Origin of the sequence: Helicobacter cetorum MIT 00-7128, assembly GCF_000259255.1 — a bacterium.
GTDB classification, from domain to species: domain Bacteria; phylum Campylobacterota; class Campylobacteria; order Campylobacterales; family Helicobacteraceae; genus Helicobacter; species Helicobacter cetorum_B.
The window spans coordinates 581,283-607,083 of record NC_017737.1; the positions used below are offsets into that span (position 1 = coordinate 581,283).

The 25,801-nt window shown below is 32.4% G+C and carries 36 protein-coding genes and 1 pseudogene; 32 read left to right on the forward strand and 5 right to left on the reverse strand.

Going from position 1 to position 25,801, the window contains the following annotated elements; all coding sequences use genetic code 11:
* Positions 1-6 precede the first annotated feature (6 nt).
* The 14 genes from HCW_RS02785 (at position 7) to HCW_RS02845 (ending at position 7,722) form a co-directional block, all read left to right on the forward strand.
* Positions 7-432, forward strand: a complete 426-nt coding sequence (locus HCW_RS02785) for a hypothetical protein (RefSeq protein ID WP_014660707.1) — start codon at positions 7-9, stop codon at positions 430-432.
* A gap of 58 nt (positions 433-490) precedes the next feature.
* Complete coding sequence (locus HCW_RS02790) at positions 491-697, forward strand: hypothetical protein (RefSeq protein ID WP_014660708.1); 207 nt, start codon at positions 491-493, stop codon at positions 695-697.
* Between the two features lie 166 nt (positions 698-863).
* Entirely contained in the window at positions 864-1,076 is a 213-nt protein-coding gene (locus HCW_RS02795) for a hypothetical protein (RefSeq protein ID WP_014660709.1), read from the forward strand.
* Between the two features lie 358 nt (positions 1,077-1,434).
* Positions 1,435-1,809: a hypothetical protein gene (locus HCW_RS09050; RefSeq protein ID WP_014660710.1), complete on the forward strand. Its 375-nt coding sequence runs from the start codon at positions 1,435-1,437 to the stop codon at positions 1,807-1,809.
* Positions 1,810-1,985: 176 nt separating this feature from the next.
* Positions 1,986-2,186: a hypothetical protein gene (locus tag HCW_RS02805; protein ID WP_014660711.1), complete on the forward strand. Its 201-nt coding sequence runs from the start codon at positions 1,986-1,988 to the stop codon at positions 2,184-2,186.
* Between the two features lie 44 nt (positions 2,187-2,230).
* Positions 2,231-2,362, forward strand: coding sequence for a hypothetical protein (locus HCW_RS09850; protein WP_269208207.1), 132 nt, complete (start codon positions 2,231-2,233; stop codon positions 2,360-2,362).
* Between the two features lie 44 nt (positions 2,363-2,406).
* Positions 2,407-2,538: a hypothetical protein gene (locus HCW_RS09855; RefSeq protein ID WP_269208208.1), complete on the forward strand. Its 132-nt coding sequence runs from the start codon at positions 2,407-2,409 to the stop codon at positions 2,536-2,538.
* 51 nt (positions 2,539-2,589) lie between these two features.
* Positions 2,590-2,727, forward strand: coding sequence for a hypothetical protein (locus HCW_RS02815; protein WP_155802217.1), 138 nt, complete (start codon positions 2,590-2,592; stop codon positions 2,725-2,727).
* A 51-nt stretch (positions 2,728-2,778) separates the two neighbouring features.
* On the forward strand, positions 2,779-2,910 hold the full coding sequence (locus HCW_RS09860; RefSeq protein ID WP_269208209.1) for a hypothetical protein: 132 nt from the start codon (positions 2,779-2,781) through the stop codon (positions 2,908-2,910).
* A 2-nt stretch (positions 2,911-2,912) separates the two neighbouring features.
* Positions 2,913-3,311: a hypothetical protein gene (locus HCW_RS02825; RefSeq protein ID WP_014660713.1), complete on the forward strand. Its 399-nt coding sequence runs from the start codon at positions 2,913-2,915 to the stop codon at positions 3,309-3,311.
* Entirely contained in the window at positions 3,308-3,898 is a 591-nt protein-coding gene (locus HCW_RS02830) for a hypothetical protein (protein WP_014660714.1), read from the forward strand. The genes HCW_RS02825 and HCW_RS02830 overlap by 4 nt, the downstream gene beginning before the upstream one ends.
* On the forward strand, positions 3,895-4,686 hold the full coding sequence (locus tag HCW_RS02835) for a hypothetical protein (protein WP_014660715.1): 792 nt from the start codon (positions 3,895-3,897) through the stop codon (positions 4,684-4,686). The genes HCW_RS02830 and HCW_RS02835 overlap by 4 nt, the downstream gene beginning before the upstream one ends.
* 68 nt (positions 4,687-4,754) lie before the next feature.
* A complete protein-coding gene (locus HCW_RS02840; protein WP_014660716.1) occupies positions 4,755-6,305 on the forward strand; it encodes a hypothetical protein in 1,551 nt (516 codons plus the stop codon).
* A gap of 10 nt (positions 6,306-6,315) precedes the next feature.
* Positions 6,316-7,722 carry a hypothetical protein gene (locus tag HCW_RS02845; protein ID WP_014660717.1) on the forward strand — a complete coding sequence of 469 codons (1,407 nt, stop codon included), beginning with the start codon at positions 6,316-6,318 and terminating at the stop codon, positions 7,720-7,722.
* On the opposite strand, the gene HCW_RS09685 is transcribed toward HCW_RS02845, so the two are convergent.
* The gene (locus HCW_RS09685; RefSeq protein WP_231283035.1) at positions 7,719-7,859 is read right to left on the reverse strand and encodes a hypothetical protein; all 141 of its coding nucleotides are present in this window, start codon (positions 7,857-7,859) and stop codon (positions 7,719-7,721) included. The genes HCW_RS02845 and HCW_RS09685 overlap by 4 nt on opposite strands.
* Positions 7,860-8,056: 197 nt before the next feature.
* Here HCW_RS09685 and HCW_RS02850 point away from each other — a divergent pair, with 197 nt between their 5' ends.
* From HCW_RS02850 to HCW_RS02875, 6 genes are all read left to right on the forward strand, one after another.
* Positions 8,057-8,650, forward strand: coding sequence for a hypothetical protein (locus HCW_RS02850; RefSeq protein ID WP_014660718.1), 594 nt, complete (start codon positions 8,057-8,059; stop codon positions 8,648-8,650).
* Positions 8,647-9,180, forward strand: coding sequence for a hypothetical protein (locus tag HCW_RS09055; RefSeq protein ID WP_014660719.1), 534 nt, complete (start codon positions 8,647-8,649; stop codon positions 9,178-9,180). Before HCW_RS02850 ends, HCW_RS09055 begins: the two co-directional genes overlap by 4 nt.
* 115 nt (positions 9,181-9,295) lie before the next feature.
* Positions 9,296-9,841, forward strand: coding sequence for a protein adenylyltransferase Fic (fic, locus tag HCW_RS02860; RefSeq protein ID WP_043902592.1), 546 nt, complete (start codon positions 9,296-9,298; stop codon positions 9,839-9,841).
* A gap of 481 nt (positions 9,842-10,322) precedes the next feature.
* Entirely contained in the window at positions 10,323-10,526 is a 204-nt protein-coding gene (locus HCW_RS02865; RefSeq protein WP_014660721.1) for a hypothetical protein, read from the forward strand.
* Position 10,527: 1 nt separating this feature from the next.
* Positions 10,528-10,860: a phage holin family protein gene (locus HCW_RS02870; RefSeq protein ID WP_014660722.1), complete on the forward strand. Its 333-nt coding sequence runs from the start codon at positions 10,528-10,530 to the stop codon at positions 10,858-10,860.
* A 107-nt stretch (positions 10,861-10,967) separates the two neighbouring features.
* Entirely contained in the window at positions 10,968-11,306 is a 339-nt protein-coding gene (locus HCW_RS02875) for a hypothetical protein (protein WP_014660723.1), read from the forward strand.
* Between the two features lie 54 nt (positions 11,307-11,360).
* Here HCW_RS02875 and HCW_RS02880 read toward each other — a convergent pair whose 3' ends face one another.
* On the reverse strand, positions 11,361-11,693 hold the full coding sequence (locus HCW_RS02880; RefSeq protein WP_014660724.1) for an addiction module antidote protein: 333 nt from the start codon (positions 11,691-11,693) through the stop codon (positions 11,361-11,363).
* A gap of 328 nt (positions 11,694-12,021) precedes the next feature.
* On the reverse strand, positions 12,022-13,569 hold the full coding sequence (locus tag HCW_RS02890) for a phage-related CUP0950-like protein (protein ID WP_014660726.1): 1,548 nt from the start codon (positions 13,567-13,569) through the stop codon (positions 12,022-12,024).
* 803 nt (positions 13,570-14,372) lie between these two features.
* Between HCW_RS02890 and HCW_RS02895 the strand changes: the two genes are divergently transcribed.
* From HCW_RS02895 to HCW_RS02935, 9 genes are all read left to right on the forward strand, one after another.
* The gene (locus HCW_RS02895; protein WP_014660727.1) at positions 14,373-16,142 is read left to right on the forward strand and encodes a hypothetical protein; all 1,770 of its coding nucleotides are present in this window, start codon (positions 14,373-14,375) and stop codon (positions 16,140-16,142) included.
* Positions 16,143-16,159: 17 nt separating this feature from the next.
* Positions 16,160-16,345 carry a hypothetical protein gene (locus HCW_RS02900; RefSeq protein ID WP_014660728.1) on the forward strand — a complete coding sequence of 62 codons (186 nt, stop codon included), beginning with the start codon at positions 16,160-16,162 and terminating at the stop codon, positions 16,343-16,345.
* A gap of 4 nt (positions 16,346-16,349) precedes the next feature.
* Positions 16,350-17,363: a hypothetical protein gene (locus HCW_RS02905; protein WP_014660729.1), complete on the forward strand. Its 1,014-nt coding sequence runs from the start codon at positions 16,350-16,352 to the stop codon at positions 17,361-17,363.
* A 37-nt stretch (positions 17,364-17,400) separates the two neighbouring features.
* Positions 17,401-17,685, forward strand: coding sequence for a virulence associated protein VapD (locus tag HCW_RS02910; RefSeq protein WP_014660730.1), 285 nt, complete (start codon positions 17,401-17,403; stop codon positions 17,683-17,685).
* Between the two features lie 91 nt (positions 17,686-17,776).
* On the forward strand, positions 17,777-18,676 hold the full coding sequence (locus HCW_RS02915) for a hypothetical protein (RefSeq protein WP_014660731.1): 900 nt from the start codon (positions 17,777-17,779) through the stop codon (positions 18,674-18,676).
* 1 nt (position 18,677) lies between these two features.
* Positions 18,678-19,535, forward strand: a complete 858-nt coding sequence (locus HCW_RS02920) for a hypothetical protein (protein WP_014660732.1) — start codon at positions 18,678-18,680, stop codon at positions 19,533-19,535.
* On the forward strand, positions 19,536-20,312 hold the full coding sequence (locus HCW_RS09245; protein WP_014660733.1) for a putative DNA-binding transcriptional regulator: 777 nt from the start codon (positions 19,536-19,538) through the stop codon (positions 20,310-20,312).
* A 70-nt stretch (positions 20,313-20,382) separates the two neighbouring features.
* Complete coding sequence (locus HCW_RS02930) at positions 20,383-20,889, forward strand: DUF5675 family protein (RefSeq protein ID WP_014660734.1); 507 nt, start codon at positions 20,383-20,385, stop codon at positions 20,887-20,889.
* Positions 20,858-21,097, forward strand: coding sequence for a hypothetical protein (locus HCW_RS02935; protein WP_014660735.1), 240 nt, complete (start codon positions 20,858-20,860; stop codon positions 21,095-21,097). Before HCW_RS02930 ends, HCW_RS02935 begins: the two co-directional genes overlap by 32 nt.
* 821 nt (positions 21,098-21,918) lie before the next feature.
* Here the strand turns inward: HCW_RS02935 and HCW_RS02940 are convergent.
* Positions 21,919-22,290 (reverse strand): annotated as a pseudogene (locus tag HCW_RS02940) (SDR family NAD(P)-dependent oxidoreductase); the annotation flags it as partial.
* A gap of 152 nt (positions 22,291-22,442) precedes the next feature.
* Between HCW_RS02940 and HCW_RS02945 the strand changes: the two are divergent.
* Together HCW_RS02945 and HCW_RS02950 are read left to right on the forward strand one after the other, a co-directional pair.
* The gene (locus HCW_RS02945; protein WP_014660737.1) at positions 22,443-22,976 is read left to right on the forward strand and encodes a TIGR00645 family protein; all 534 of its coding nucleotides are present in this window, start codon (positions 22,443-22,445) and stop codon (positions 22,974-22,976) included.
* A gap of 26 nt (positions 22,977-23,002) precedes the next feature.
* Positions 23,003-23,776, forward strand: coding sequence for a hypothetical protein (locus tag HCW_RS02950; RefSeq protein ID WP_014660738.1), 774 nt, complete (start codon positions 23,003-23,005; stop codon positions 23,774-23,776).
* On the opposite strand, the gene HCW_RS02955 is transcribed toward HCW_RS02950, so the two are convergent.
* The gene (locus HCW_RS02955) at positions 23,773-24,636 is read right to left on the reverse strand and encodes a menaquinone biosynthesis family protein (protein WP_014660739.1); all 864 of its coding nucleotides are present in this window, start codon (positions 24,634-24,636) and stop codon (positions 23,773-23,775) included. The two genes, HCW_RS02950 and HCW_RS02955, sit on opposite strands and share 4 nt — an antisense overlap.
* Before the next feature lie 97 nt (positions 24,637-24,733).
* On the opposite strand from HCW_RS02955, the gene recA reads away from it, so the two are divergent.
* The gene (gene recA / locus HCW_RS02960; RefSeq protein ID WP_014660740.1) at positions 24,734-25,777 is read left to right on the forward strand and encodes a recombinase RecA; all 1,044 of its coding nucleotides are present in this window, start codon (positions 24,734-24,736) and stop codon (positions 25,775-25,777) included.
* Positions 25,778-25,801: the final 24 nt, after the last annotated feature.

The following is a 25,801-nucleotide window of genomic DNA, read 5'->3' on the forward strand; positions in this document are numbered from 1 at the left end:
AAGGTAATGAAACAATTCGTTAAAAATGTAAGCTATTTGTGCGAAACAAGCTTTAAATTAGATAGTGAAATTAAAGAATTAGTAGGCATTCCTAGTGGAGCTATTATAACAAGTCTTAATTTAGAGATTAAAAGTCCTAGCGTGCATACAAATGATGTTAAGGTGGATATAGGCTTAAAAGACAAACAAGATTACTTTTTGAATGATATTAAGGCTAATGTAACTACTAAAGAGAATGTAGCAAGCTTTACAAGCCATGATATTAAGCAGTTTAACCAAAGCACACAGCTTTTAAGCTCGCTTGAAACTCAAATCATTTGCGCCAAAATCACTAATCCTATTTTTACAGATGACGGCGAAACTTCAATCGCTGGTGAATGCGTTTTAAGGGTTATTTATTTCTTGCCTAGCAATATTGAAGTGGAGTATTAAAAACGCTTTTTAATTGCCCCTTTATTTTTAGGGGGGCTTTAAAAAGAAATATTTATAAATGCGTAATGTAGTAGAAAATTTAGAAGTCAATTTAAATAAGGACACCAAAGTGGATATAAAAATAGACAATAAAGAAATGCTAGAAGAGTATTTGAAAAGTCGTTTAAAACAAAGCGAATTAAAATATAAAAAAATAACTTTTAGTATTTGTTTTATTGTCGTGTGTATTTGCCTAACTTGTGCTTACATATTCAAGGGCTTTTAAGTGTGTTTGATTTTAGATTTTTATTCAATAGGAAAGCTAGGAAGATGACAGAAGAACAAAACTACAAGAACGAGCGTTTTATAGCCCTTGTAAGCTGGATTAGTATTGTTATTTGTTTTTTTATGGCTTGTGTAACTTGTGCCTACATCTTTAAGGGCTTTTAAGTGTGAAAAATCTTATTGAAAGATTTTTTATTATTTTTCATAAAGGCGAGAAAGTGAATATTGAAATCAAAATAGACACTATGGAAAAACTAAAAGAATACATAGAACAAAGAGCCAAAATAGAAAGATTAAAAGCTTTTCTATTGTTTGCATTCTTTGTTATTTTTGTAGTAAGCGTTTGTGTAACTTGTGCCTACATCTTTAAGGGCTTTTAAAAATTGATACTGCTCTTATTAAAAACGCTTAAAGGCATAAGAAAGGATAGGAAAATGACAGAAGAGCAAAATTACAAAATAGAGAGATTGCAAATTATTGCATTTATTATTTGTTTTTTTATGGCTTGTGTAACTTGTGCCTACATCTTTAAGGGCTTTTAAAAATTGATACTGCTCTTATTAAAAACGCTTAAAGGCATAAGAAAGGATAGGAAAATGACAGAAGAGCAAAATTACAAAATAGAGAGATTAGAAGCTATTTTTAGGTTTGTTATATGCATGACTTTTATTTTAGGAGCTTGTGTAACTTGTGCCTACATCTTTAAAGGCTTTTAACATTAATTGAAAGGAAAAAGAAATGAAATTTTTAAATACTCCAATAAATTTTGAACCCCCTAGCTACTCTTATTCTAGCCCTAATAGATTTTCTAATTTTTTAAACAATATCGGTGGGGCTAGTGGGGCAGGAATGCTTTTAAGCGGGGTTTCTAGTTTAGCTAATTTAGGCGTAGGCATATGGAGCGCTAACGAGCAATTAAAGCAAGCCAAAGAGGCGCAAAAATTAGCTAGACAACAATTTTTTACAGAGAATGAGCGCTACAACACTAGAGAGCAAGAAAGACTAGCTAATAACAAAGCTATTGAAGAAGTAGCCAAAAGCTACGGATTAAACAAAGAAAGTCCTTCAAACAATGAAACAAATGCCTTTAATAGCCCTATGCTTAGGGATTAAAGGCTTTTAAGTGTGTTTGATTTTAGATTTTTATTCAATAGGAAAGCTAGGAAAATGACAGAAGAACAAAATTACAAAATAGAGAAAATGCAGATTATCGCTTTTGTTTTTTGTGTGGTGTTTGTCTCTAGTGTAGCAGGCTTAACTTGTGCTTACATCTTTAAGGGCTTTTAAGTGTGAAAAATCTTATTGAAAGATTTTCTATTATTTTTTACAAAGGCGAGAAAGTGGATATTGAAATTAAGATTGATACGATTGAAAAACTAGAGAGCTACACTAAAGAGAAAAATAAAAATAATAGGAATTTCTTTATTTTGATAGGCATTTGCTTTTTTATGGCTTGCCTAACTTGTGCTTACATCTTTAAGGGCTTTTAAGTGTGTTTGATTTTAGATTTTTATTCAATAGGAAAGCTAGGAAAATGACAGAAGAACAAAACTACAAGAACGAGCGTTTTATTGTTTTAATAACTTGCTTAACACTCTTTTTGTGTGTTTTAATAGTTACTTTAGGGGCTAGTTTAACTTGTGCTTACATATTCAAGGGCTTTTAAGTGTGTTTGATTTTAGATTTTTATTCAATAGGAAAGCTAGGAAAATGACAGAAGAACAAAACTACAAGAACGAGCGTTTTATCGCCCTTGTAAGTTGGATTAGTATTGTGTTTTGTGTGGTGTTTGTCTCTAGTGTAGCAGGCTTAACTTGTGCTTACATCTTTAAGGGCTTTTAAGATTTGAATATTTTAATCAAATATTTAAAAATCTATTTAAAGGATAAAGAAATGTATAAAGATAATGAAGAGTTAGCTAAAGAATATATGAGACAACAAACTAAGCGCACGCTTTTAAGAGTTGCGGGGTTTTTAATTGCTTTTATCTCTTTATGTCTAACTTGCGCTTACATCTTTAAGGGCTTTTAAGATTTGAATATTTTAATTAAATATTTAAAAATCTATTTAAAGGATAAAGAAATGTATAAAGATAATGAAGAGTTAGCCAAAGAATATATGAGACAACAAACTAAGCGCACGCTTTTAAGAGTGCTTTTAGGGGCTTTCATCTCTTTATGTCTAACTTGTGCTTACATCTTTAAAGGATTTTAAGAATGAAACGCCTTGTAATCTTGCCTAGAAACTCTTTACTAAAAGGCTTTAATCGCTACCATAAGCAAATTTTAGAAACAGAAATAAAAGATAGCGTCGTGTCCTTAAGCATTACAGAGAGCGGGGGCTATTATCTCTTAAATGATGAAGAAGTCTTTTGTGTGTGTAAGGGGGTGGGGTTTTTAGAATACAAAGATTATTCTAAGAATTTAGATTTTACACGCCTTCTTCCCTTTGTAGTAGAAGATTATTTGTTTAAAGCTAAAGAGCCAGAAGATAAGAGCCAATTAAAGCTTTTAAGAGAATTTTTAGAAGTGTATGAAAAAAACATACAAAAAAATGAACTCTACTTAAACCCCCCTTATTTTGAAAAACTAGAAAGCGAGTTATTAAGACAATGATTAGAGTTAATGAATTAGTAGCTAAGATTAGAAAGCGTTTGAATGATGAAGATTTTAATAACTATCTATTTAGCGATGAAGAAATACTAGATGCCATCAATTCTAGTGCTTTAGAGATGACTTTAGAATTTAGGCTTAACAGACAAAAGAAAAGAGCGCATTTAAGCCTAGATAATCCTAGTATAGATTGTGAAAATGTATTAAGTATTTTAAGCGTTTATTTTGATAATCAAGAGATACTAGAAAGAACTAGTATTGAAAGAACATCAAAACAGCCCTTAGCGCTACTTATTTGTGATGACAGATTAAGCATAACTCCCTATAAAGATGGCTTTTTAGAAGTAGTCTATTGTGAGTATTTGCCTATTTTAGAAACAGATGAAAATATCTCTTTACCTAAAGTATGCGAGCAAGCCTTAACCTATGCTAGTTTATGCTTGCTTTTAGAAACCCCAACAAATGAAAGCAACTTTAATAAAATTGCCAACTACCAACAGCTATTAAAGAATGCTAAAAACACCTTAAGCAACTATCTTAATGCCATTTATTCTAAAAACATCTCATTTTCAAAGGTGGTGAAAGTATGAATACAAGTAGGTTTATTAGAAATTTTTTAATCTTTAGAGACGCTTTGAATACGCCTAATTTCAATAACAAAGAATTAAACGAATTGTGTTTAAAAAGCGCTATAGAATGCGAGCAAATCTCTTTACAAGAACAAGCCCAAAATTTAGCTAAAGAGCAAGCAAGGGCCAAAATTGAACTAGACTTTTTAAACACCATAAGCGCGCTAAACGCTCAAAAAGCCCAAACCCTAAACACGCTAATTCAATGCCAAAGTATGCTTAAAAGCTTAAAAGATAATGCCATGATAAATAGAGCTAATGCGTATGTAAGCCTTTTGCAAGTCAAAGCTAATGGCGGAACTAATATAGGCCCTGAAAACTTTAAGAATGTTTTAGAAGTTATCAATCAAATTGGCTTAGATTATCAAAATAGCACCGTGAGCGCTAGTGGTAATGTTGAAGTTGATAAAACTAAAAAGCCTCAAAGCGAGCTAGACAAGCTTTTAAGCAAACTCTCTAAAGAACTAGACAAGCTAAACGAGCAAGAATTAGACAACCAAATCCAAATCTTTGCTAATGAATTAGAAACGATTCAAGGCGTGCCTATCACTTTATGGGGGTTTTCTACCCTAAAGAATGCCAATGAAGGCTTTTATTATAAGGATGAATTATTAGCTAGTGGGAATACTTGTTTATTTGAAAGTAAAGATTTAGGCAAGGCAGTTATTACTTTTAAAGCGCATAACGAGCAAGAGAGCTTAGAAAAACGCATTACTTTAAATGTAGTTAGTGATAAGATTAAAAAATAATGCGTTTTAACCCCCTAAAGATAAGCCATTTTTTTTATACTCTCATTAAAAATTAAGAAAGTAAGAAAATGCTAGAACTTCCTAACCCAAGACTAGAAACTCATTTTTATAGTGAATTGCTTAATAGAGTCAGCACGGCTTTAAATGAAAAAGTAGAATGGAAAGAGCAAGTTTATTTAAGCTTAGAAGGGATTTTTAGTATTCTTACTTCCTTAGAGATTCTTTTAAAAGAGCCAAAAGAGAATTTAGAGAGTGCAGAAAATGAGCTTTTAAAAGCTTTAGAAAGGAAGTTAGGGGAATATAACGCCTTTTTTAAAAATCTCAATATTGAACTAGAAAGAGAAACTAACGCCTTAAAAGAAACCATTAAGCAAGAACAAGAAAGCATAAAAGCCCTAGAACTTGCTTTAAAACAAAGCGAAACTAAAAGCCTTAAAATCTTAGAAGAGAAAAAAGAAAATTATTTAAAAGCTCTAAAGGAGCAACAAAACACCCTTAAGGCTGATTTAATAGAAAGAACCAATGTTTTAAAGCAAGAATTAGAAACGCTTTTAAATGCCTTAAAACAAGATTTGCTAGAAAATAAAGAAAATGCCCTACTAGAATTAAATGAGCGTTTAAATGCAATTCTAAGCGCTTTAAACACAGAAAAACAAAGCGCTCTTAATGCTTTAAAAGAAAATGCCAAGGCTGAATTAAGTAACGCCAATATTGAATTAAACCATTTAAAAGTAAGCGCAGTTACTGAAATAAACGCTTTAAAAGAAAATGCCACTACAGAATTAAACAATAATAAGCAAAGCGCATTAAATGCGATAGAAAACAAAGAAACAAGCGCTTTAGAAAGTATTAACGCCCTTAAAGAGCTTAGCCTAAACTCTCTTAATGCCTTAAAAGAGAATATTAAAAATGCGCTCAATCTCTTAAAAGAGAATGCCACTACAGAATTAAACGCTTTAAAAGAGAGTTTTTTAAGCGAAAGTAAGAGCCTTTTAGAATCCAAGCAATTAGAAATTAATGCAAGCTTAGAGAGTGTTAGAAACTCTGTTAATGAAAGCCTAGAAAATAGAGAGTTTTTAAATACCAAACTCTTTTATTTTGAAAGAGAAATTAATTTTATCAATAACACTAACACTTTTAAAAAGATTAGAACTTTGGCAAGCTTAGAAAACCAGCAAACGCTTTTAAGCCCTAATAAGCACTATTTGATTGAATGCTTTTTTAAATACGAGTTTAAAAACACTAATGAAGGCGAAATTGTGCTAGTCTTTGGCAATGATGAAAACTTTGATATTCCAGCTAAAGGCTTGCAAACGCTAAAGGGCTTATATGTGGGGGGTAACAATACTTATGGCGTGTATTTAGTCAAATTCTTTTACACCCCAAGAATGGAGATTAAAGAGATTGCGCTTTATGCTAAAGGCATTGTAAGCTTGTGGGTGAATGTGAATTACTTGCCTACTGATGGCTTTTGGCAAAAGTTTAAGGATTTTAATATCCATTATCACAACAACACTTTAAACAAGCGTATTGAAGATTCTTGCACCTTTAGCGCTCAAACGCTTTATTTACAAATCACAGAATTAAGCCATTATATGCCTAGTATCTCTATGACTTAAAGGAGTTTTTATGAGTAACTTCCCCCCCTTGCCTAATCCTAATATGAGCTTAAGCCCTTATGAAGATTTAAATACCCCTAACATAGAAAAACAAAGAGATAAGCTATTAGAAAAGCTAGATTCAATCCTAGAGCATAACTTAGACTTTAAAGCCCAAGTGTATGCGTCTTTAGAAGGCATTAGAGAGATTTTAAGAGATTTTGATAACATCTCTAATTTAAGCTCCAATATAGAATTAGACAAAGAGAATTTTTTACACCAAAGAGAGTATTTAAACAATGAGTTGAATGCCTTTAATCTTAAAATGCAAGAATACAACGCTTATTTTGAAACCTTTAATGCGAGTATGGCGCATAAAGAAGAAGAGCTAACAAGCGCATTAGAAAGAATCTTACGCACTAAAGAAAGAGACTTGCAAGCTAGTTTAAACGCTTTAAAAGAGAATTTAGAGAATGCTTTAAATCTCAATCAAAATAACGCCCTTACTAGCATAACAAGCGCCAAAGAAAGCGCACTAAATGAAATTGAAAGTTTAAATCATAGAATCAGCACCACTTTAAACGCTAGTTTAAGAGCAACTAAAGATGATTTTTTAAACCAAGCTAATAGCAAGCTTAATACTATGCTAGAGCCATTAAATACTGAAATAAACGACCTTAAACAAGAGCAAAGCAACTTAAATAACAATGATGTTTTAATACAAAATCGCCTAGATAACAAGCTAAACAAGTTTAATGAAAGACAACTGGATTTAATCTCTAAAAACGCCAACACTATAGATAACTTAAGCACAAAAACTACGAGCCTAGAAAATAGACTTAATGATTTCCCAACAGAAAAAATTATTTTATTAAAACAAATCAATAAATCTCTAAACTTTGTCAATGATAGCAACATTTTTAAGAAAATGATTATCCTAGCTGGTTCTGATTCAGTTATCTTCAAAGCTAATAAGATTTATTTAATTGAGTTGTTTTTAAATTATGAAGTGCTCTATAGTGGGTATAATGATAGCAATGCCGGGCAACTCATCTTATGCGTGAGTAATAATGCCTATAGTTGTAATGAAAAAATAATCATTTTAAACAATACTTTAAGAACTTGTAAAAATATTGATATGAGCGGGAGCGGTAATAGCCAATACCCTTATGTAGTAAAAACCATTTTTAGACCTAAAGAAAATTACCAATCTTTATGGCTTTTTGGTAGAGAATACCAATCTATTTGGATTAATCCGGCTTATAGAATTAATGTGGCGGTAAATATCAGCGACATTTTAAAATCAAATGGATTTTATAGACCACAATTAACTAATGTTGGGGAATATCAATACGAACTTTATAATAATCAATTTTTTGTAGGCATTCAATCAAGTTATTTAAAAATTAGTGAGTTAAGTTATATGCCCGAATTTTAATGCGTTAGGATATATAAAGCGCCTAAACCGCCAATAACAAAAGTGATTAAAAACAAGGCGCTATAACCTAGCAAGCGGTTTTTATCTGCATTATTAAACTTTTTATCGTCTTGCTTTAAAATTAAATCTACAAACATTTCAGGGTGGTTTTTGGCTTAACTCTTCCATAGCTCTATCTCATATTCTAATGTTTCAATACTTACTAATGAATTTTTATTGTTTAATTCCATAAACTAATGTAGCTAAAAACAGTTTAAAATGTCAAATATTTAACCCTTTAAAATGCCTTTCTTTTAGCCTACAATCAAGTTAAATTAGAATAAGGGTAAAAACAATGCACGAACACAAAAATATTTTAAAATTAGAGAATTACGAGTTTTTAAGCGATGATGTAGCTAGGGCTTTAGCCCAAAGAAAAATAAGCGCTTGCATGTATAAAGAAGATGATTTTTTAATCATAGAAACACACCAAGATTTTAATGTAGATGAGATAAAAAACGAGATTTCAAAGCTAAGCTTTCTTAGAGTCAAACAACAAAGAGAAAACGAAATCAATGAGCGCACCACTAACACACTTTTAAAAGGCTTTAAATCTCTTGCTTTAGGCACAACGCATGCTTATGATTTGAATTTAGAAGACCAAGCTAATATCCAATCATTAGTTTTAATGGGCTTAGGTGGGGCATTTAGATGCGCTGAAGTTTTAGAAGATGAGAGCTTAGGCTTAAAGACTTACAAGGAGCATTCTAACGAGCAGTTAAAGAGTGTTTTTAAAGACTTATTAGAATACAAACAAAGCGTTCTAGTCTTTTATGGCTTAGAGAAAGAGCGCTTAAACGCCTTAGAAAGTTTAAAAGATTTATTGAATTTTGAAACTAAGGCTTATGAAAATAAAAATAAAAGAAAGAAAGGAGCTAAAAAACAATGAGTTATTACGCAGATTTAGGCGCAGGGCGTGGGGGTTTAGGTCTTTTTAATGAAAGTTTAAACGCTAGTGCTAGAGCGCACAGCACTTTGGCAAATAGCATGAATAATTTTAGCAATTCTCTCAATAATATAGGCAATTTATTAAATAACGCTCAAATAAGAGAAGACGCTTTAAGATACCAGCGCCTAAGAGATTCTAAACTAGACGCACAAAACGCTTTTAACAATGAAATGGCTTTAGAAAATCTAAAAGAGCAAAAGAAACAAAATGAAAGCCTAAATAAAGCTAGAGAAGTGCAAAATAGGCATAATAGCGCTTTAACTAATAGCCTTAATTTTAAAACCAACCAAGAAAGAGAGCTGTTTAATCGTCTTAAAAGCCTTGATGAAAATTCTAAAAATAAGCCCCCTTTAAATAAAAGGCCACTCAATGGAATAGCAAAAGTAGAAAGCGTGAATAGCATAACACCACCTACAAATAACAAGCCTATGAGTTTAAGAGACTATGTAACGCCGATGTTTAGGTATTAGTAAAAGCGCTTTTTACTCTCTTTAATAAACAAAGAGATTTAAAGGTAAAAAAACTATAATTTTTGTATAGGTTGTGCCATAATCATTTTAATTAAAAATAACCAAAGGATACAAACTGAAACCTACAGATGAAAAAAGTTTAGAAAAGGCAAAAACCCTTATTCAAAGCGGAGAATTAGATAATTTTGAAGTAGGCACTCTAAAAGGTTTAATAGATATTCATAAGGCTTTATTTAATGGGTTATATGAATTTGCCGGGCTTATTAGAGACAAAAACATTTCTAAGGGGAATTTTAGGTTTGCTAATTCTATGTATTTAGATGTTATCTTGCCTAAAATTGAAAAAATGCCTCAAAGTAATTTTGATGAAATTATAGAAAAATATGTAGAAATGAATATCGCACACCCTTTTTTGGAGGGTAATGGCAGAGCCACTAGAATATGGCTAGACTGCATATTCAAAAAAGAATTAAAGCTTATTGTTGATTGGGATAAAATAGATAAAAATGCCTACTTAAGTGCAATAAAGAGAAGTCCTGTGAATGATTTGGAAATTAAAACTCTTTTGAAAGCTCATTTAAGTAGAGATATTTTTAATAAACAAACTCTCATTAAAGGCATTATTCAGTCTTACTATTATGAAGGTTTAGAAAAAAACTAAGCGCTTTTTACTTAAAGGGCGTTTTTGAAATTTAAGCTTAATAAAAGCTTGTTGTTGCTATTATTGCAATATGTTAAAATAAGTCTCTAAATATACGCACTTTTTAAATAATATTTAAGTTTTAATAAATTATAATAACCCTACCTAGTTAAGGGTAACGGCAATTACTTCTTAACTAGAGTTCTATTGAAAGGGTTATAAATGCATAGGCTGATTATTGTAATAATGATTGTCTTAAGTTTGGCTAAAAAAGCTTTACTAAGACTTTAGGGGGAGCTATCTAAAAAGCTAGTAGCTCTCTTGTTTAAACCCCTTTCATAACCCCTAACTAATTCCTTAAAAGCGTGAATGTTAAAACTTGTTGTTGAGCTTAAAAGCAAAAATCAAAGGCTTTTAAAAGCGTGGAATTAACGCATTTTTAACCCCCTAAAAGCACCTTTAAATCATTAGTATAGATAAAATCAAATTAAGGATTAAAAGAATGCAAGAAAAAAAACAAGATTTTTTAAAATTCCTTTTTGTGGTGGTGTTTATGGAACTAAGCATTTGCCTTTATTTCACGCATAAGTTTGAAAAATTAGAAGAGCTTACTCAAAGCAATTTAGAGCTTTTAGAAAAAGCCTTACAAGATTCTAAAGAGCATTTAATAGATATGGAAAATATGCCTAAAAATTCAAAGAATTAGCATGAATGAAAATGATTTTTTGATTTTAGGTTATAAGCTTTCTAAATTAGCGCCTTATTTGCTTGTTTTGATTGTGGGGCTGTTTGTAGGGTTTTTATATGTTTTAAGAACGATTAGAAAAGAAGTTTTTAAAAATAGGTTAGAAAAAATCTTTTATGTGATTCAGGGGATTGGCTCTAGTATGCTTTCTACTTGGATAAGCTTTGAAGTGATTGAATACTTTTTTAAATTGCCAGTTAGTCTAAATGTAGCCATTAGTGGGGGCATTGGATATTTAGGGGCGGAGAGTTTAAGCGTGTTTGCTATAGGATTTTTAGAAAAGCGCTTTAAATGATAAGGCTTAAAAGAGCGTCATAAGCCCCCTTAATAGCGCTTATTTAAGCGCTTAGAATAAAAAGTTTTTTTAGATTTTTTTAATAAGAAAGGTTTTTAATAAAAGAAATGTTACTCTCATTTTTGAGTTTAAGGGGTTTTAAGGTAGGCTTAGGGGTTGTAGTCATTTTAGGCTATATAGGCTTAATGCTTTATGTAAAGCATTTAGTTATTGCTAATACGCTTTTAAAAGAAAAATACAAGCAAGTTGAAAGCCATTTGATTATACAAAATGAAACGATAGAAAAACTGCAACTAGACACTAAAGCCTATGTTTTAGAAAAGCCTAAAATCAAAGAAAAAATCATCACCAAATACCAGAAAATCAATACAGAAATAAAAGACTTAGGCTGTGAAAATGAGCTTAACAAAATCAAAGAGCTTTTAAGGGCGTTTAAAAGCGATTAATTAGACTCAATCAACTAGAGAGCTTTTTAAAAAAAAGATTAAAAATAGCAATCTTTAAGGGATTTTATTTAAGGGCTTTAATTCGTTTGTTTGTGGTTTAGGGACAATAGAAATACTTAAATCTAAAGCGTTTAAAACAGAGATAATTGTTTCAAAGCGTGGCTTTTTGTGTTTTTTAAGAGATTTATATAAGCTCTCTCTGTTTAGCCCGCTAAGTTTAGAGACCTTGGCAAAACCAACAGAACGAACAATACTTTCTAAAGCTTTTAAAAACTCTTCTGTATTAAAATTGTTTGTAATTTCTTCTAAAAAATAAACTATATCTTCTTTATTTTTGAAGAAGTCTGCGCTGTCAAAGTCGCATAATTCAATATCTTTGTTATCCATTTTCAAACCTTTTTAAAATCTCTCTAGCTTTTAAAATATCTCTTTTTTGTGTGTCTTTAGAACCACCAGCTAATAAAAAAATAATTTCATTACCCTTAAAAGTGAAATAAATTCTATAGCCATTAGAACAAAAAAACGCATTTCAAATAAATTAGAGCCTAAAGCTTTAAAGTCGCCTAAATTATTGGTAATCTCAATGTTGAACAAGCGCCTTCTAATAATAGAAACACCTTTTTTATCCTTTAGATTTTCTAACCACTTGCTAAAGATTGTTGTTTGTTTTATTGTCATGCTAGATTGTAGCTAATTAGCTACTAATTGTCAAATTTTAAATGCGCCATGTGCGTTTAGGGGTGTGCCTGTTAAAGCTTGGCGTTCTTTCTTTGATAATAGGCGCTTTAACATCACTATGAGCTAAAGCGCTCGCAAGAGCGTCTATACAATCATCTTTTCTGAAAGGCTTATCGGGATTAAAACTAAAAAGCTCTTTTTTGATTTGTTCTTGATTTTTACAAGCATAAGAAAACACTAAAAGCCCGCTATTATAGAAAGGGCGCATGCTCTTAATCTTTTGAACCTTTGAAATCTTTCTGCTTGGGGTATAAACAAAGACATCATCATTTAATAGTTCGGTATTTTCTTCTTTGGCTTTTTGATTAAATTTAGCTAATTCGTGCATTAAAAGCCTATGTAAGACTAAGCCCCCGCCATCACTTTCTATATAAGTGTGAGCGTCTTTATAAGTGCTTTTAGCTTGTAAAATATGCTTAATGGTCTCTTCTTCGCTCCATATGCCAAAAAAGCAATCTAAGACACAATAACGCACGCTATCTTTGTAATTCTCACACGCTACTATAATAATGGCTCTATTATCAGCACTCTCTTTTAAACTCATCGCATTATCTATAAAAATATAGGTGTTAGCGGGGCTTATTTCGTGGTTAAAAATATTAGTATAAAAGCTCTCATCAAAATAGCCCCCACTACTAATTAATGGCTCTTGTAAATACTGGCCTGAAAACTCATCATTACCCATCTTTAATTTGAGGCTTTCTAATTCTTCTAAAGAATGTCTAGCCTTAAATAATGGCTCGTTTTTCTTTCTTAAATAGCTAAAATCTTTAATCTTGTATTCTTCTTCGTTATCTTGCATAGCCTTTAATTTAATGACTTTCCAAGCCTTAATACTCTCTAAATCAAACTCTCTTTCATTTTGTAAAAAACCGCATAAATCATTGGTGCCTAAGCGTTGCATTAAAATAGTGATGTTGGAATCATTGTCTTGCAAACGGCTTAACACGCTCTCTTTAAAATTTTGATTGACTAAATTTACGGCTTTTTTAGAAGTCATTTCACTTACTTTGATGGGGTCATCTATTAAGATTTGGTGCGCATGAAAGCCCGTTAATGCGCTTTTTAGAGTGGTAACAAACAAACCGCCCCCTTCTCTTAAAACAAACTCACTAGCGTTGTCTTGTAAAAATTCTAAGCTTTCAGGGAAAATCTGTTTATAAAATTGGCTCTTCATTAAATCTCTTACTTGATTAGCGATTTTTCTGCATAAATCATCGCTATAAGAGATATAAAAGAATTTTCTAGCCCTATTTTTACCTAAGCTCCAAGCGATAAAACTTCTTGCAATAATTTCAGTCTTGCCATAGCTAGGGGGCATATTGATAATTAAATTTCTTATAAGCTCGTCTTTTAAGCAAGTGTTAGGCTGGGTGCATTCTAAGACTTTACACAAATAATTAATATGCCAACCTTGCATAAAAGGCATTAAATTATAGCGCTCCCACTTTAATTTTAAAAAAAAGTAAAAATCTCGTTTGGCTAATTCTCTTAAGGCAAGCTCTTTTTTAATTCTTTCTTTCATTTTTTTAAAAAATCCTTGTAAAAATCGTTGTTTTTAATATAGCTATTTTAGATTTTTCTTTAAAGGGTTAAAAATTAAAGGATTTTTTAAGAAAATTTGCTATATTATAGCAATATGTTAAAATAAGTTTCTAAATATACTCACTTTTTAAATAATATTTAAGTTTTATAAATGTATAATACTCCTACCAACAAGCAAGAGCGCCAACTCTTAGCTTGTTGAGTTCTTTACGAAAGGAGCACCATATGATTAGGGTGATTATTGTAATAGTGATTGTCTTAAGTTTAGCTGAAAAGCTTTATTAAGATAAGCGGGATTAAGAGAGCTTAAGCCACTCTCTTAATCTCTTAAAGAGATTAAATCATTATAATAAAACACATCAAAAAGAAAGGCATAAGGCTTGATATTCTTTCTTTTAATAAGTGTCTAACTATGAATTAAAAGCAAAACTCTTTTGTGAAAGGGTATATACCCCTAAAATCTTTTAAGAGCGATTGTTAAACTACTTAAACGATTTTTAATTAGGGGCATACTTAAGCAGGCAGTAATTATAACATTTTTTGTATTTTATTTCTCATAAAAACAAAAAAATTAGCAAGAGAGTTTTAAAAACTCGCTTTTTGCTTGCTATAAAATGCCTTTAAAATTTTTAACCCTTTCTTTAAAAAAAGTTTTTTGTATAGTTCTTTTGTTATTTGTTTGGTCGCAAATAACATCTTTCTTTTATTTTGCCTATAAGGCGCTTTTATCCTTAAGGAGCTAAGCCTTAAGGGTTAGAGTTTTTAGACATAGGAAAAAAACTAATGGACTTCACACAACTAAAAAACGATTTTAAAAACGATTTAAACCACCAAAGAGCTAGTATTAATGAATTTTTACAAGCTAAGAAATACTATCACGGAAACCAACTCCCCCCAGATGTGCTAAATGTGATTTTAGAAAGGGGACAGACACCTATTGTTGAAAATCTCTATAAGATGATAGTTAATAAGATTTTAGGCTATAAGATAGAGAGCATTACTGAAATTAGATTAACACCACGCCAAGAGACAGACAGGGCCTTAGCAGATTTATTGAATGACTTATTAAAAGTTTTTAGCCAAAAGTCTAATTATGATAAGGAAGTGATTAAGAGAGATAAAGATTTAATTATGGGGGGTTTAGGGGTAGTTGAATTGTGGGTTAATAGAGATAAGGATAATAATATTGATATTGATATTAAAGCCTTAAGCCCTGAAAGCTTTATTATTGATTATTTCAGCACGGATAATAATGCCAATGACGCTAGAAGGTTTCATAAGATTTTAAAAATTAGCGAAATGGAATCTAAAAGCTTATTCCCTAATACAGAAGTAATCTATAAGAGAGAAAATGATGAAAATTTTATAGAGCTTATAGAAAGTTGGTATAAAGAATTTAACCCTAAAACTAAAGAATACGAGTGGAATCGCTATCTTTGGAATAGTCAAAATGGCATTTATAAAAGCGAAATAAAGCCTTTTAAGCATTCAAAAAGCCCTTTTATTGTTAGCAAACTCTACACTGATGAAAATAACCATTATTATGGGATTTTTAGAGATTTAAAGCCTATGCAAGATTATATTAACTATGCAGAAAATCGCATGGGTAATATGATGGGAAGTTTTAAAGCGATGTTTGAAGAAGACGCTGTAACTAATATTGATGAGTTTGTAGAAACGATGAGTTTAGATAATGCCATAGCCAAAGTGCGCCCTAATGCCTTAAAGGATAATAAAATCCAATTTATGAACAATCAAGCCGATTTAAGCGCACTAAGTCAAAAAGCAGAGCAAAAACGCCAGCTTTTAAAGGTGTTAGCCGGCTTAAATGATGAGAGTTTAGGCGTAGCGAGTAATCGTGCTAGTGGGGTAGCTATCGCACAAAGAAGAGAAAGCGGTTTAATGGGCTTACAAACCTTTTTGAAAGCTAGTGATGATATGGATAAGCTTATGTATTCTTTAGCGATTGATTTTATTAGCCATTATTTCACTAAAGAGCAGGTTTTTAGGATTGTAGATAAGAAAGTGGGTGATAGGTATTTTTCTATCAATACCAATAAGGATAATCAAATTAAGCCCTTAAAATTTGATTTGATTTATAAGAGCCAGTTAAAAACTGAAACTAAAGATGAGAAGTGGAGCCATTGGAATGAACTATTAAAAATCATTGCTCCTATAAGACCGGATTTAATGCCTAGAATGTTGCCTTTAATGTTGCAAGATATGGACAGCCCAATCACAGCTGAAGTGCAAGAATTAATAAGCGAAGTTGAACTAAATCAAGCTAAGCAAGTAGAAGCACAAGCGCCACTAAATCAGCAAATACAAGCGCTTGAAATGGAAAAATTAAAAGCGCAGATTATGGAATTGCAAGCTAAGGCGCACAAATACACCGAACAAGGGCAATTAGTTAAAGCAAGCACAGATAGCGAGCAAATCAACCAAGCCTTACAAGTGAAACAAGCCGAAGTTAGCGCTGATAATAGCGATAATAAGCTTAATAACAAAAACACATGGCGTAAATATCCAAGTAGCATGAATTTAGACTACTAAAGAAAGGGGATAAAACAATGACTAATAAATGGTTTTTAAAGAAAAATCAAAACATTAAACAAAGAAAGATTAAGATTAAGCGCTTGTTAGAAAACTCTAAAAAGCAAGAAAAAATCGCTTTAGTATTGAGAGATTTAAAAGATTTTTTAAACGATAAGGCGCTTATAAGCGCTGAATTAGACTTTATTAGAACGCCTTATTAAAATAATGAGTAGTATTGAAGAAGTCGCTAATCATTACGGCATGAATCTCTCTTTTTATGCGTATAATCAAACCTTAGGCGATTGGGTGAGTGTGTTAGAAAGTGCTATAAAAACACATAATAAAATCGCTTTTGACCCTAGTATTTTTGTGCCTAGTGATAATGGTTTAAGTAGCCCTAATGCTAACGCATTCCCTAGCTTTACCCAAAATTTTAACCCTATAGCTAGTAGTGTAGGCTCGCTATTAAATGGAGTTGTTGGCATTATTAGTAATAGCATTCAAAATAATAAACAATTAGAAATACAAAGAATAGAACAAGAGACGCAAGGCTTATTAAAAAGCGCTTCAAGCTTAAGGGATAAAAGAATAGAAACAGAACAAAAGAGAGCTTTAAGCATTCATTTAAGCATATTTGCCCCCTATAGCCGAATGGCTAATGGCAGATTATACAATGAGCTTGCCCCGGGTAAAAATACTTATGATGCTTTGAATGCGTATCAGCCTATGAACGCTATGCTTGGTAATTTTCAAAATAACCCTTTAAATGAGCTTATTTTTAATACTAATAGCAAGTATTTGAGCGGTAATAGTGAGTTTAATTTAACGCCTTTATACTTAGCCAAATTCAAAAAGCCCCCCAAAGATTATTATGAAACCCTTAAAAGACAAAGAGATTTTAAGGCTATTAGAGATTATGCTGTTGAAAAAGCCTATTATTTACATAATGCTATGAATAGAGGGTTTTTTGCCGATAAAGATAACTATGAAATGCAATGGCTCTATCCTAGTGATTTTATGAAAGGTAAGAAAGACACGCATGCTAACAAGGTGTATATCTATGAGCGTTTTAAAGATACTTTGAATGGGTGGGAAAATAGCGTAATCTCTCAAGCTAGAGCTAAGATTTTAAAAAATTCAGGGGAAAATAATATCAATAGCGAAGTCTTTTTAGAAGAAAATCAATTTTATTCTAAGGGCGAGAGATTGCCCTTATTTAAAGGGCTTAGAGATTTGTGAGAAAATTAGCTATACTTTTAAAAAGTAAGGAAAAAAGATGTATGCTATAGCGTTTGATTTAAAAATTGAAATCTTAAAAAAAGAATACGGCGAGCCGTATAATAAAGCCTATGATGATTTAAGGCAAGAATTAGAGTTATTGGGGTTTGAATGGACGCAAGGGAGCGTTTATGTTAATGTTTCTAAAGAAAATACTTTAACACAAGTCTATAAGGCGATTAATAAATTAAGTCAAATTGAATGGTTTAAAAAGAGCGTTAGAGATATAAGAGCCTTTAAAGTAGAAGATTGGAGCAATTTTACTGAGATTGTAAAAGCTTAGCAAAAACTAATACCCCCTAAAAAGTTTTAACCCTTTAAAAATCGTTTTGTTTTGTTTAAATGCCTTTAATTTAGTTATAAGGGGCGATTGAATGCGACTGTATAATGAGATACAAGAGCTTTTAAGGGTCAATGAAGAAAACAAACAAGCTCAAAACAATGTCTTAAGTCTAGCTAGAAATGAGTTGGTAGAGCTAGTAAAATCTGAAAGCAACAAAGCCAAAGATGAAAATAAAAGCGCTTTATTAGCTACGCTTAATCCTATGCTAAAAGATGAAGTTAAAAAGCTCAAATTAAAAGATGAAGTTAAAAAGCTCGTTAGTAGCTCCCTAGATAGTAAAAGAATAGAAAGCGCAATTTTAAACACTCTCTTAGAAAAGTTTAACACCATAGAAATAGAAAGAGAGCTAAAAAAACAGCTTAGGGATAGAATGCTTAATGAGATAGAAGAACTTTTAAACAAAGAGAGCTTACAAGAAATGATAGCCTTAGAAAGAGATGAGATGAAAGCAGGGCTTAAGCAAGAGAATTTAAGCGCATTAAGGGGCTTTGTAACAAGCTATCTAAACAACCATACTGAAGAGATAATTAAAAGCGTGCTTAAAAATATGGATTTTGGCTTTTTAAAGTCCCAAAGCAAGCTATTTTATCCTATGATTAAAGACAATTTAAAAGCGTTGTTTTTAGAAGAATTAGAAAGCGAGTTTTTGCAAAATTACATTTTAGAAGTTTCTAGTAAGCTTTTTGATAAGGTGAAAAAGCTAGAAGAGCTTAAAAAAATAGAGTTAAAAGCAAGCTTTTATTTGCAAAGCGTGCTAGAAACAAACAAGGTCAAATTACTGCAAGATGCTTTAAATCTAGTAGAAAGGGAGCTTTTAAGAGAAGTTGAGTTAAAAAACGCTTTAGCTTATGAGAAAAAGAAAGCCGAGTTAATTAAAGAAGGTAAGCTAGAGAGCGAGATTTTAAAGAATAAACGCTATAAAGGAGAATGAAATGAGCGTGTTAGCACCTGCCATAAAAGAAAATGCAGAAGAGTTGGCTAAAAAAAGTATTAGCCTTAGCAATAATGATTTAAGCTCTATTAAGGGCAATGATGAGCCTAACAATAATGATTTAAGCGCCTATTTGATTGAGAAAACTCATAATGAAGAAGAGCAAGAACAAATAAAAGAGCGCCCAATAACAGGCATTAAAAAGCTTGATGAAAAGATTAAAAACAACAATTTAAGCGCTATGGATTATTTGGTGGCTAGAAAGTATTTAGGCATTGATTTAAATATGACGCTAAACGGAAATTTAAACATTAAAAGCGATAGCGTAGTGAAAAATCAAACGCAAGCCTTAAAGGAAGCCTTTGAAATTAGTAAAAACTTGGATTTAGCTAATCAAATGGTTAATAGAGTGCAAGAAGGGAGCGGGCTATATCAAGGCTTAAGACGCTTTTTAGATGATAAAACTAATGGTTTTGTAGGATTAAATCACGAACAAACCCAAACTAAAAACTTAGCCACTGATTATATCTATTCCTTTGCAAGGGCTATGAATGGTGGCAGGGCTACTAATGCGAATGTAGAAGATGCCAAAAAAGCGCTTGGCTTAGGAGCAAGGAGCAAAGAACAAAATACAAGTAATATAAGTCAAAGCATGCGCACCGCCATTGACTTGCTAGATAATAAAATAGAGAATTTAAGAAGTGCAGGGGCCAACAATAACGCTTTAATGTATTTACTGATGAAAAGAAATCTTGCCGAACAAAGAGCGGACTATATTGATAAAAATCAAGGTAAAATCAATTTAAAAGATTATAATCAAATAACTAGCCGTTATGAAAGGTTTATGAAAGGCGAGTAAATGCAAGAAAACAGACAATACCCTAAGGAGCTAAAAGAAGAGATAAAAAAATACTATGAAAGCCATAAGGGCATTACGCTTAAAGAATTGCATGAAAAATTTAGAGAAGTGAAATACTTCACCTTAGCAAGTTGGGCTAATAGTGGGGAGTGGGATAATGGGAGTAAGAAAAAGAATAAAGGCTCTAAAGCAGAAGTAAGGGCGTATTATGAAAGCCACGATATTAAGGCTAAAGAATTAGCTAGAATGTATGGCTATAGCGTGAATACCATTAGAAGATGGATACATAATGAGAAATGGCAGGCTAAAAAAGTCTATACTGAAGTGGGCGTGCAAGTTATAAACGATGATTTGACTAACCAAAATATTACTTCGTTTATCGGAGCGAAGAAAGATGAAATTAAAGAAAAAGTCAAAGAGAGTTTAAGCCATATTCAAATAGACCCTATCATAATGGAATGTATTATTGAATCTAGCTCTGAAGAGTTGCTTATGCAAGCGATGACAATAAACTACATTAACAAACAAATCCTTTTAAGCGCTATTGTAGCAAGAGATGAATTAGTGAAAATGATACGCTACAATCAAAACGACATTAAGGGAAACCCCGTAATTATTGCGTGCGCTGAAAAGGTTGCTAAGATGTTTAGTGATGCTAAAATCTCTCTCTTTGGCAAAGAAAACACCATAAATCAAGTAGATAGCTTAGATAATGATGTTGCCAAACTTAGCATGCAAGAATTATTACAAATTGCTAATGATGAATCTAACTCTTAAAAAATTTAACCCTTTTTAAACAATGCTTTTTTAATAGACTTTTAAAACTTTTATTAAAAGGATATTAAAAATGTATGAGATTATCTTAACTAGACTACACACGCTTAAAGAAGTTAAAAAGAATGATAAGCTAGAAAGCGGGATTTTAGGGAGTTTTGAAGTTTTTAAAAAAGATGATAGAGAAACGCCATTGTTTAGCTGTTTTTCTTTAGAAAATAGCGGAGAGCCTACCGATACGCCAAACTTAGACAGACCTATTGTAGCAAGGAGCTATACTCTAAGCTGGACTGATACAAGTTGCACCGTGCCAAAAGACTACCAAAATAAGCATAACAATAGGCATGCGTGCTTGCAACTGCACAATCCTAATGACAAAGCCTTTAGTGAGAGAAAAATTTTAATCCATGTAGGCAATAGCGCCCATGATACTTTAGGCTGTGTGCTATTAGGGAAACAATATGATGAAAATACGGGAATGATTTACAAAAGCGCTGACGCCATTAAAGGCTTTTTTGATTTGGTGCAAGAATTAGGGGTGCAAAATTTTGAACTCATTATTAAAGACATGCAAGATTAAGGGGTTTTTTGTAGTCTTTTTAGCGCTTTTTATGAGTGGGTGCGCTAAGAGAGTGGTATATCAAAAGGTTTTAGTGCCTACTAAATGTAATATTAGCTTGCCTTTAAGACCTTCTAAAGAATTGGATACTTTAGAATATCTTAAGGCTTTGTTAGTCTATACGGAAGTTTTAGAGAATGATTTAAAATTTTGTAATTCTAATGAGTAGATTATTGACATACTAGCTAAAGCCTTTATTGCGTTAGTTGGTAAGGTTTGGTTTTAGTTTGGTTTTAGTTTGGTTTTAGTTTGGTTTTAGTTTGGTTTTAGTTTGGTTTTAGTTTGGTTTTAGTTTGGTGGTGGGGGGGCTTTGGCTCTTTGTCTTTTGGGGGTTATAGCTTTTTTTAAATTGGCTTTTGTTCCCTTTTGTTAGCCTTAGTTATAAAAAGCGTTTTTGCTGTGGTTTTAGAGTGTGTTTATTAGAGTGTGTTTATTAGAGTGTGTTTATTAGAGTGTGTTTATTAGAGTGTGTTTATTAGGGACGCCCCCCTTTTATTCAAAAGGGATAAAATTTTTTAAATCATTTTGTTTTTGTTTGTCTTTGCGTTAATCGCTGTTTTTTATTGTGGGTTATAGCATTCAAAAAGAAAAAGGTTAGCTGATTTTGGTTACTATTGGATTTGTTTCATAAGGGGCGCATCTTATGCTTAAAATTTGAGAGAATGAAAAAGCGTTTTGTGCGAGCGTTTTTGATGTTTTAGAGCCTTTGTTAAATGGCGCTACAAGCACACCTTAAGGGCTGTTTTGAATGGTTGGTTTTGTTGCTAAATTGTTAAAAATTTGTTATTATTTTGTTGTTCTTTGAAAATCATTTTGTTAAAAGAGACAAAACACTAAGAGATGAGACGCTTTAAGGGCTTAAAAATGCTTATTGTCTTTTTAAGGCTTAAGGTGCGTTTGTTTTCGTGTTTTGGGGATTTAAAAGCGGAAATTAAGAAAAAGTAAAAGCGCTTTTTGTAGAAGTTTCTTGTTTGGTGGGGGTTTGTTTATAACCATTTGGGGCAAGATGAGGCGTGTTATGCGTAATAATCCCTTGATATTAGTTTCTATCATAACCTCCCAATCATCTAAATCGCATTCAAATGCCTTTTCTAATCCTAAAGCTAATCCAGCGTTATTGATTAAACAATCAATTTGTTTAGTGGTAGAAAAAACTTTGTTGATGGCTTGTTCTGTAGCGTTTTTATTTTGAATATCAAAGCACAATGGAATAAAACTATCATGGTAGTTGTTTTGCAATTCTTTTAAAACTTCTATACGCCGACCTGTTCCAAACACCATAAAACCCTCTTTTAAAAAAGCTTTAGTGATTTCTAACCCAAATCCAGAAGTTGCACCGGTAACTAGAATGTATTTTTTCATTTTTTGCTCCTTACTCTTAAAATAAATCAAAATAATTTTCATCATAACAAAATAAGATTATATGGTTTTTAAAACTTTAGCTAAGTTAAAACTTTTAAGTTACAATTCTCAAAAAAGAGGGGGAGGCATGATTAAAAATAAAGTGATTAAAAATGATAGAAAGATTAGTTGAAAGAATTTTATTTGCGACTCGTTGGTTATTAGCGCCTTTATGTATTGCTCTATCGTTAGTTTTAGTTGTTCTAGGCTATGTTTTTATGAAAGAGTTATGGCACATGCTAAGCCATTTAAACACGATTAGCGAGACTGAATTGGTGCTATCTGCTTTAGGGTTGGTGGATTTGTTGTTTATGGCGGGACTTGTTCTAATGGTTCTATTGGCGAGTTATGAAAGCTTTATTTCAAAATTAGACAAAGTGGATACGAGTGAAATCACTTGGTTGGAGCATACAGATTTTAACGCTTTGAAATTAAAAGTTTCACTTTCTATTGTGGCTATTTCGGCTATTTTCTTATTGAAAAAATACATGACCTTAGATGATGTTTTGGCAAAAATTCCTGCCAACACGCCCCTATCGCATAATCCTGTTTTTTGGCAAGTGGTGATTCACTTAGTGTTTGTATGCTCGGCACTTTTAGCAGCCATTACAGATAAAATCGCCTTTTCACATAAGAAAGGGCATTGAACTCACTAATTGGCTATAATGTAGATATGAATTTTTTAAAAGTTTTAAAACATGATGCTTTAGAGCAAGTAGGAAGTGTTGTTATAGGAAATTTCTTCGTAACGCTTGCTGTTTTAATGATTTGTTTTTTCTCTCAAAATGCTGAAGCAACGAATATGCTCACTTTGAGCCATTCAATGCTTTTTGGTTTTCTGTGGGCGGTATTCATTGCCATTATTATGGGTGTGATTAAAAATCTCAATGCCAAGCTTTTTTCTAAAAGGGGGGTTTTAAGCTTTTCTTTGCCTATTAGCTTGGAATCTTTATTGCTCCCTAAGATTTTACTTCCTATAGGGTTCTTTATTTTAAGTTTGCTATGGTTTGTTTTAAGCGTGCGTTTGGGTTATTATCTCTTTGCTAACGCACAATCTAGCGTGCTGTTTGGTTTGTCTAGCATATTAAAATCCTACATTCTAAATTTTTCTAAAATCATGGGTATCGTGCTGTTTTTGGGGCTTATTTTAATGAAATTTTTGTTTGTTTTGAGCGTGCTAAACACGAATAAAATCAAAAAAGCCCGCTTTTTACTAGGGGGGTTATTATTTATTCTTGTGGGGGTTATTTTGGAAATGGCGTTTAATGCGTTTTTGCCCTTAATGAGTTCAAGCTTGAGCATGAATGAGGGGTTTTATTATTTCTTGCAACAACAAGAATTAGAAGAAGAAAAATACTATCTCTTATGGGGGGTGGATTTTTTAAAAATCCTTTCATTGTATTTAGTAAGCCGCTATTTACTCGCACATAAATTAGAATTAGATTAAGAAAAGCGGTATTTAAAGTATGCATCAGTGAGCAAGCAATCTTTAGTTTTTATTAAGCTAGGATAAAAGCCGTGTTGATAGCCTAACTCAAAAAGCTTGTCTATGGCTAAAATTTGGGTTTCACTTAGGCGGGTTGAGGTCTCATTGGCATACAAGCTTAGATAGGTTTGCAATTGCTCCTTACTTACCCGAACTAAAGAGCGTTCTATGAGCATTTCAGAGAGTAAATCTTGGTGTTTTAAGGCTACTTCAATGGCTTGAATCAAAGCCTTTTTAATCAAAATCGCACGATATAGTGGAATAGAGCGTCTAATCGCCATGCCCCCTAAAGGCAAAGGTAAATCAACTTTAACAAATTCTTTCCAAATATCCCATAATTCTTTTTCCACTTCTAGTTCGTTATGAAAATCTAAGATATTTTCATGGATTAACACTCCTGCATGCACCTTTCCTTCAAGCACCGCTTTTTCAATGTCTAAGAAATTCATATAGGTAATGCGGGCGTGTTTATAATAGAGCTTGAATAATAGGGCGTTTGTGGTATGCTCTCCACTTAAAGCAACTCTAAAATCTCTTTTTAATCTCACGCCTTTTTTTTTCACCAATTTGGGTCCATAGCCATTTCCAAAGCTAGTCGCTGTTGGGAGCAAGGCATAATCATTAGCAATTTTAGGATACAGCCCAAAGCTAATCGCACTCACATCATAAGTGTTTTTCAAAGCTTCTTGGTTTAAGGTTTCAATATCTAGGGCAGTATTTTGAAAACTTTTATGCTTAATGGGGCAATCTATCCAGCCAAACTTAATGGCATAATACATAAAAATATCATCAGCATCAGGGCTATGAGCGATACTAATCAAAGCAATTTCCTTTAAATAGGGTAAGTTCTTTTATTATAATAGATTTTAGGCTAGGATTTGATAGAATAAGCAAATCAAATTTAATTAAGGCGACTTTATGGCGATAGATGAAGACAAACAAAAAGCGATTTCTTTAGCGATTAAACAAATTGATAAGGTTTTTGGTAAGGGCGCATTGGTGCGTCTTGGGGATAAGCAAGTAGAAAAGATTGATGCTATTTCTACCGGCTCATTAGGATTAGATTTAGCTTTAGGGATTGGGGGAATTCCAAAGGGTAGAATTATTGAAGTGTATGGGCCAGAATCAAGCGGAAAGACTACTTTGAGCTTACATATCATTGCAGAATGCCAAAAAAATGGGGGCGTGTGTGCGTTTATTGACGCTGAGCATGCCCTAGATGTGCATTATGCGAAGAGACTTGGCGTAGATATTGAAAATTTGCTAGTCTCTCAACCAGATACAGGCGAGCAAGCCCTAGAAATTTTAGAGACTATCACTAGAAGTGGGGCGATTGATTTAGTGGTAGTGGATTCTGTAGCTGCACTTACGCCTAAAGCAGAGATTGATGGGGATATGGGAGACCAGCATGTGGGCTTACAAGCAAGGCTTATGAGTCATGCATTAAGAAAAATCACCGGCGTGTTACACAAAATGAATACCACACTAATTTTTATCAATCAAATTAGAATGAAAATTGGCATGATGGGTTATGGAAGCCCAGAGACTACAACAGGGGGGAATGCCTTAAAATTTTATGCGAGTGTGAGAATTGATATCAGAAGAATTGCCGCTTTAAAACAAAACGAACAGCATATTGGTAATAGAGCGAAAGCCAAAGTGGTAAAAAATAAAGTCGCTCCGCCTTTTAGAGAAGCGGAATTTGACATTATGTTTGGGGAAGGGATTTCTAAAGAAGGCGAAATTATTGATTATGGCGTGAAACTAGATATTGTGGATAAGAGTGGGGCATGGCTAAGCTATCAAGATAAAAAGCTAGGGCAGGGTAGAGAAAACGCTAAGGCTTTATTGAAAGAAGATAAAGCCCTAGCGAATGAAATCATTCTTAAGATTAAAGAGAGTATTGGCACTACTGAAGAGATTATGCCCTTACCTGATGAGCCCCTAGATGAAATGGCGTAAAATAAGAAATGAAAGAAGAAATAA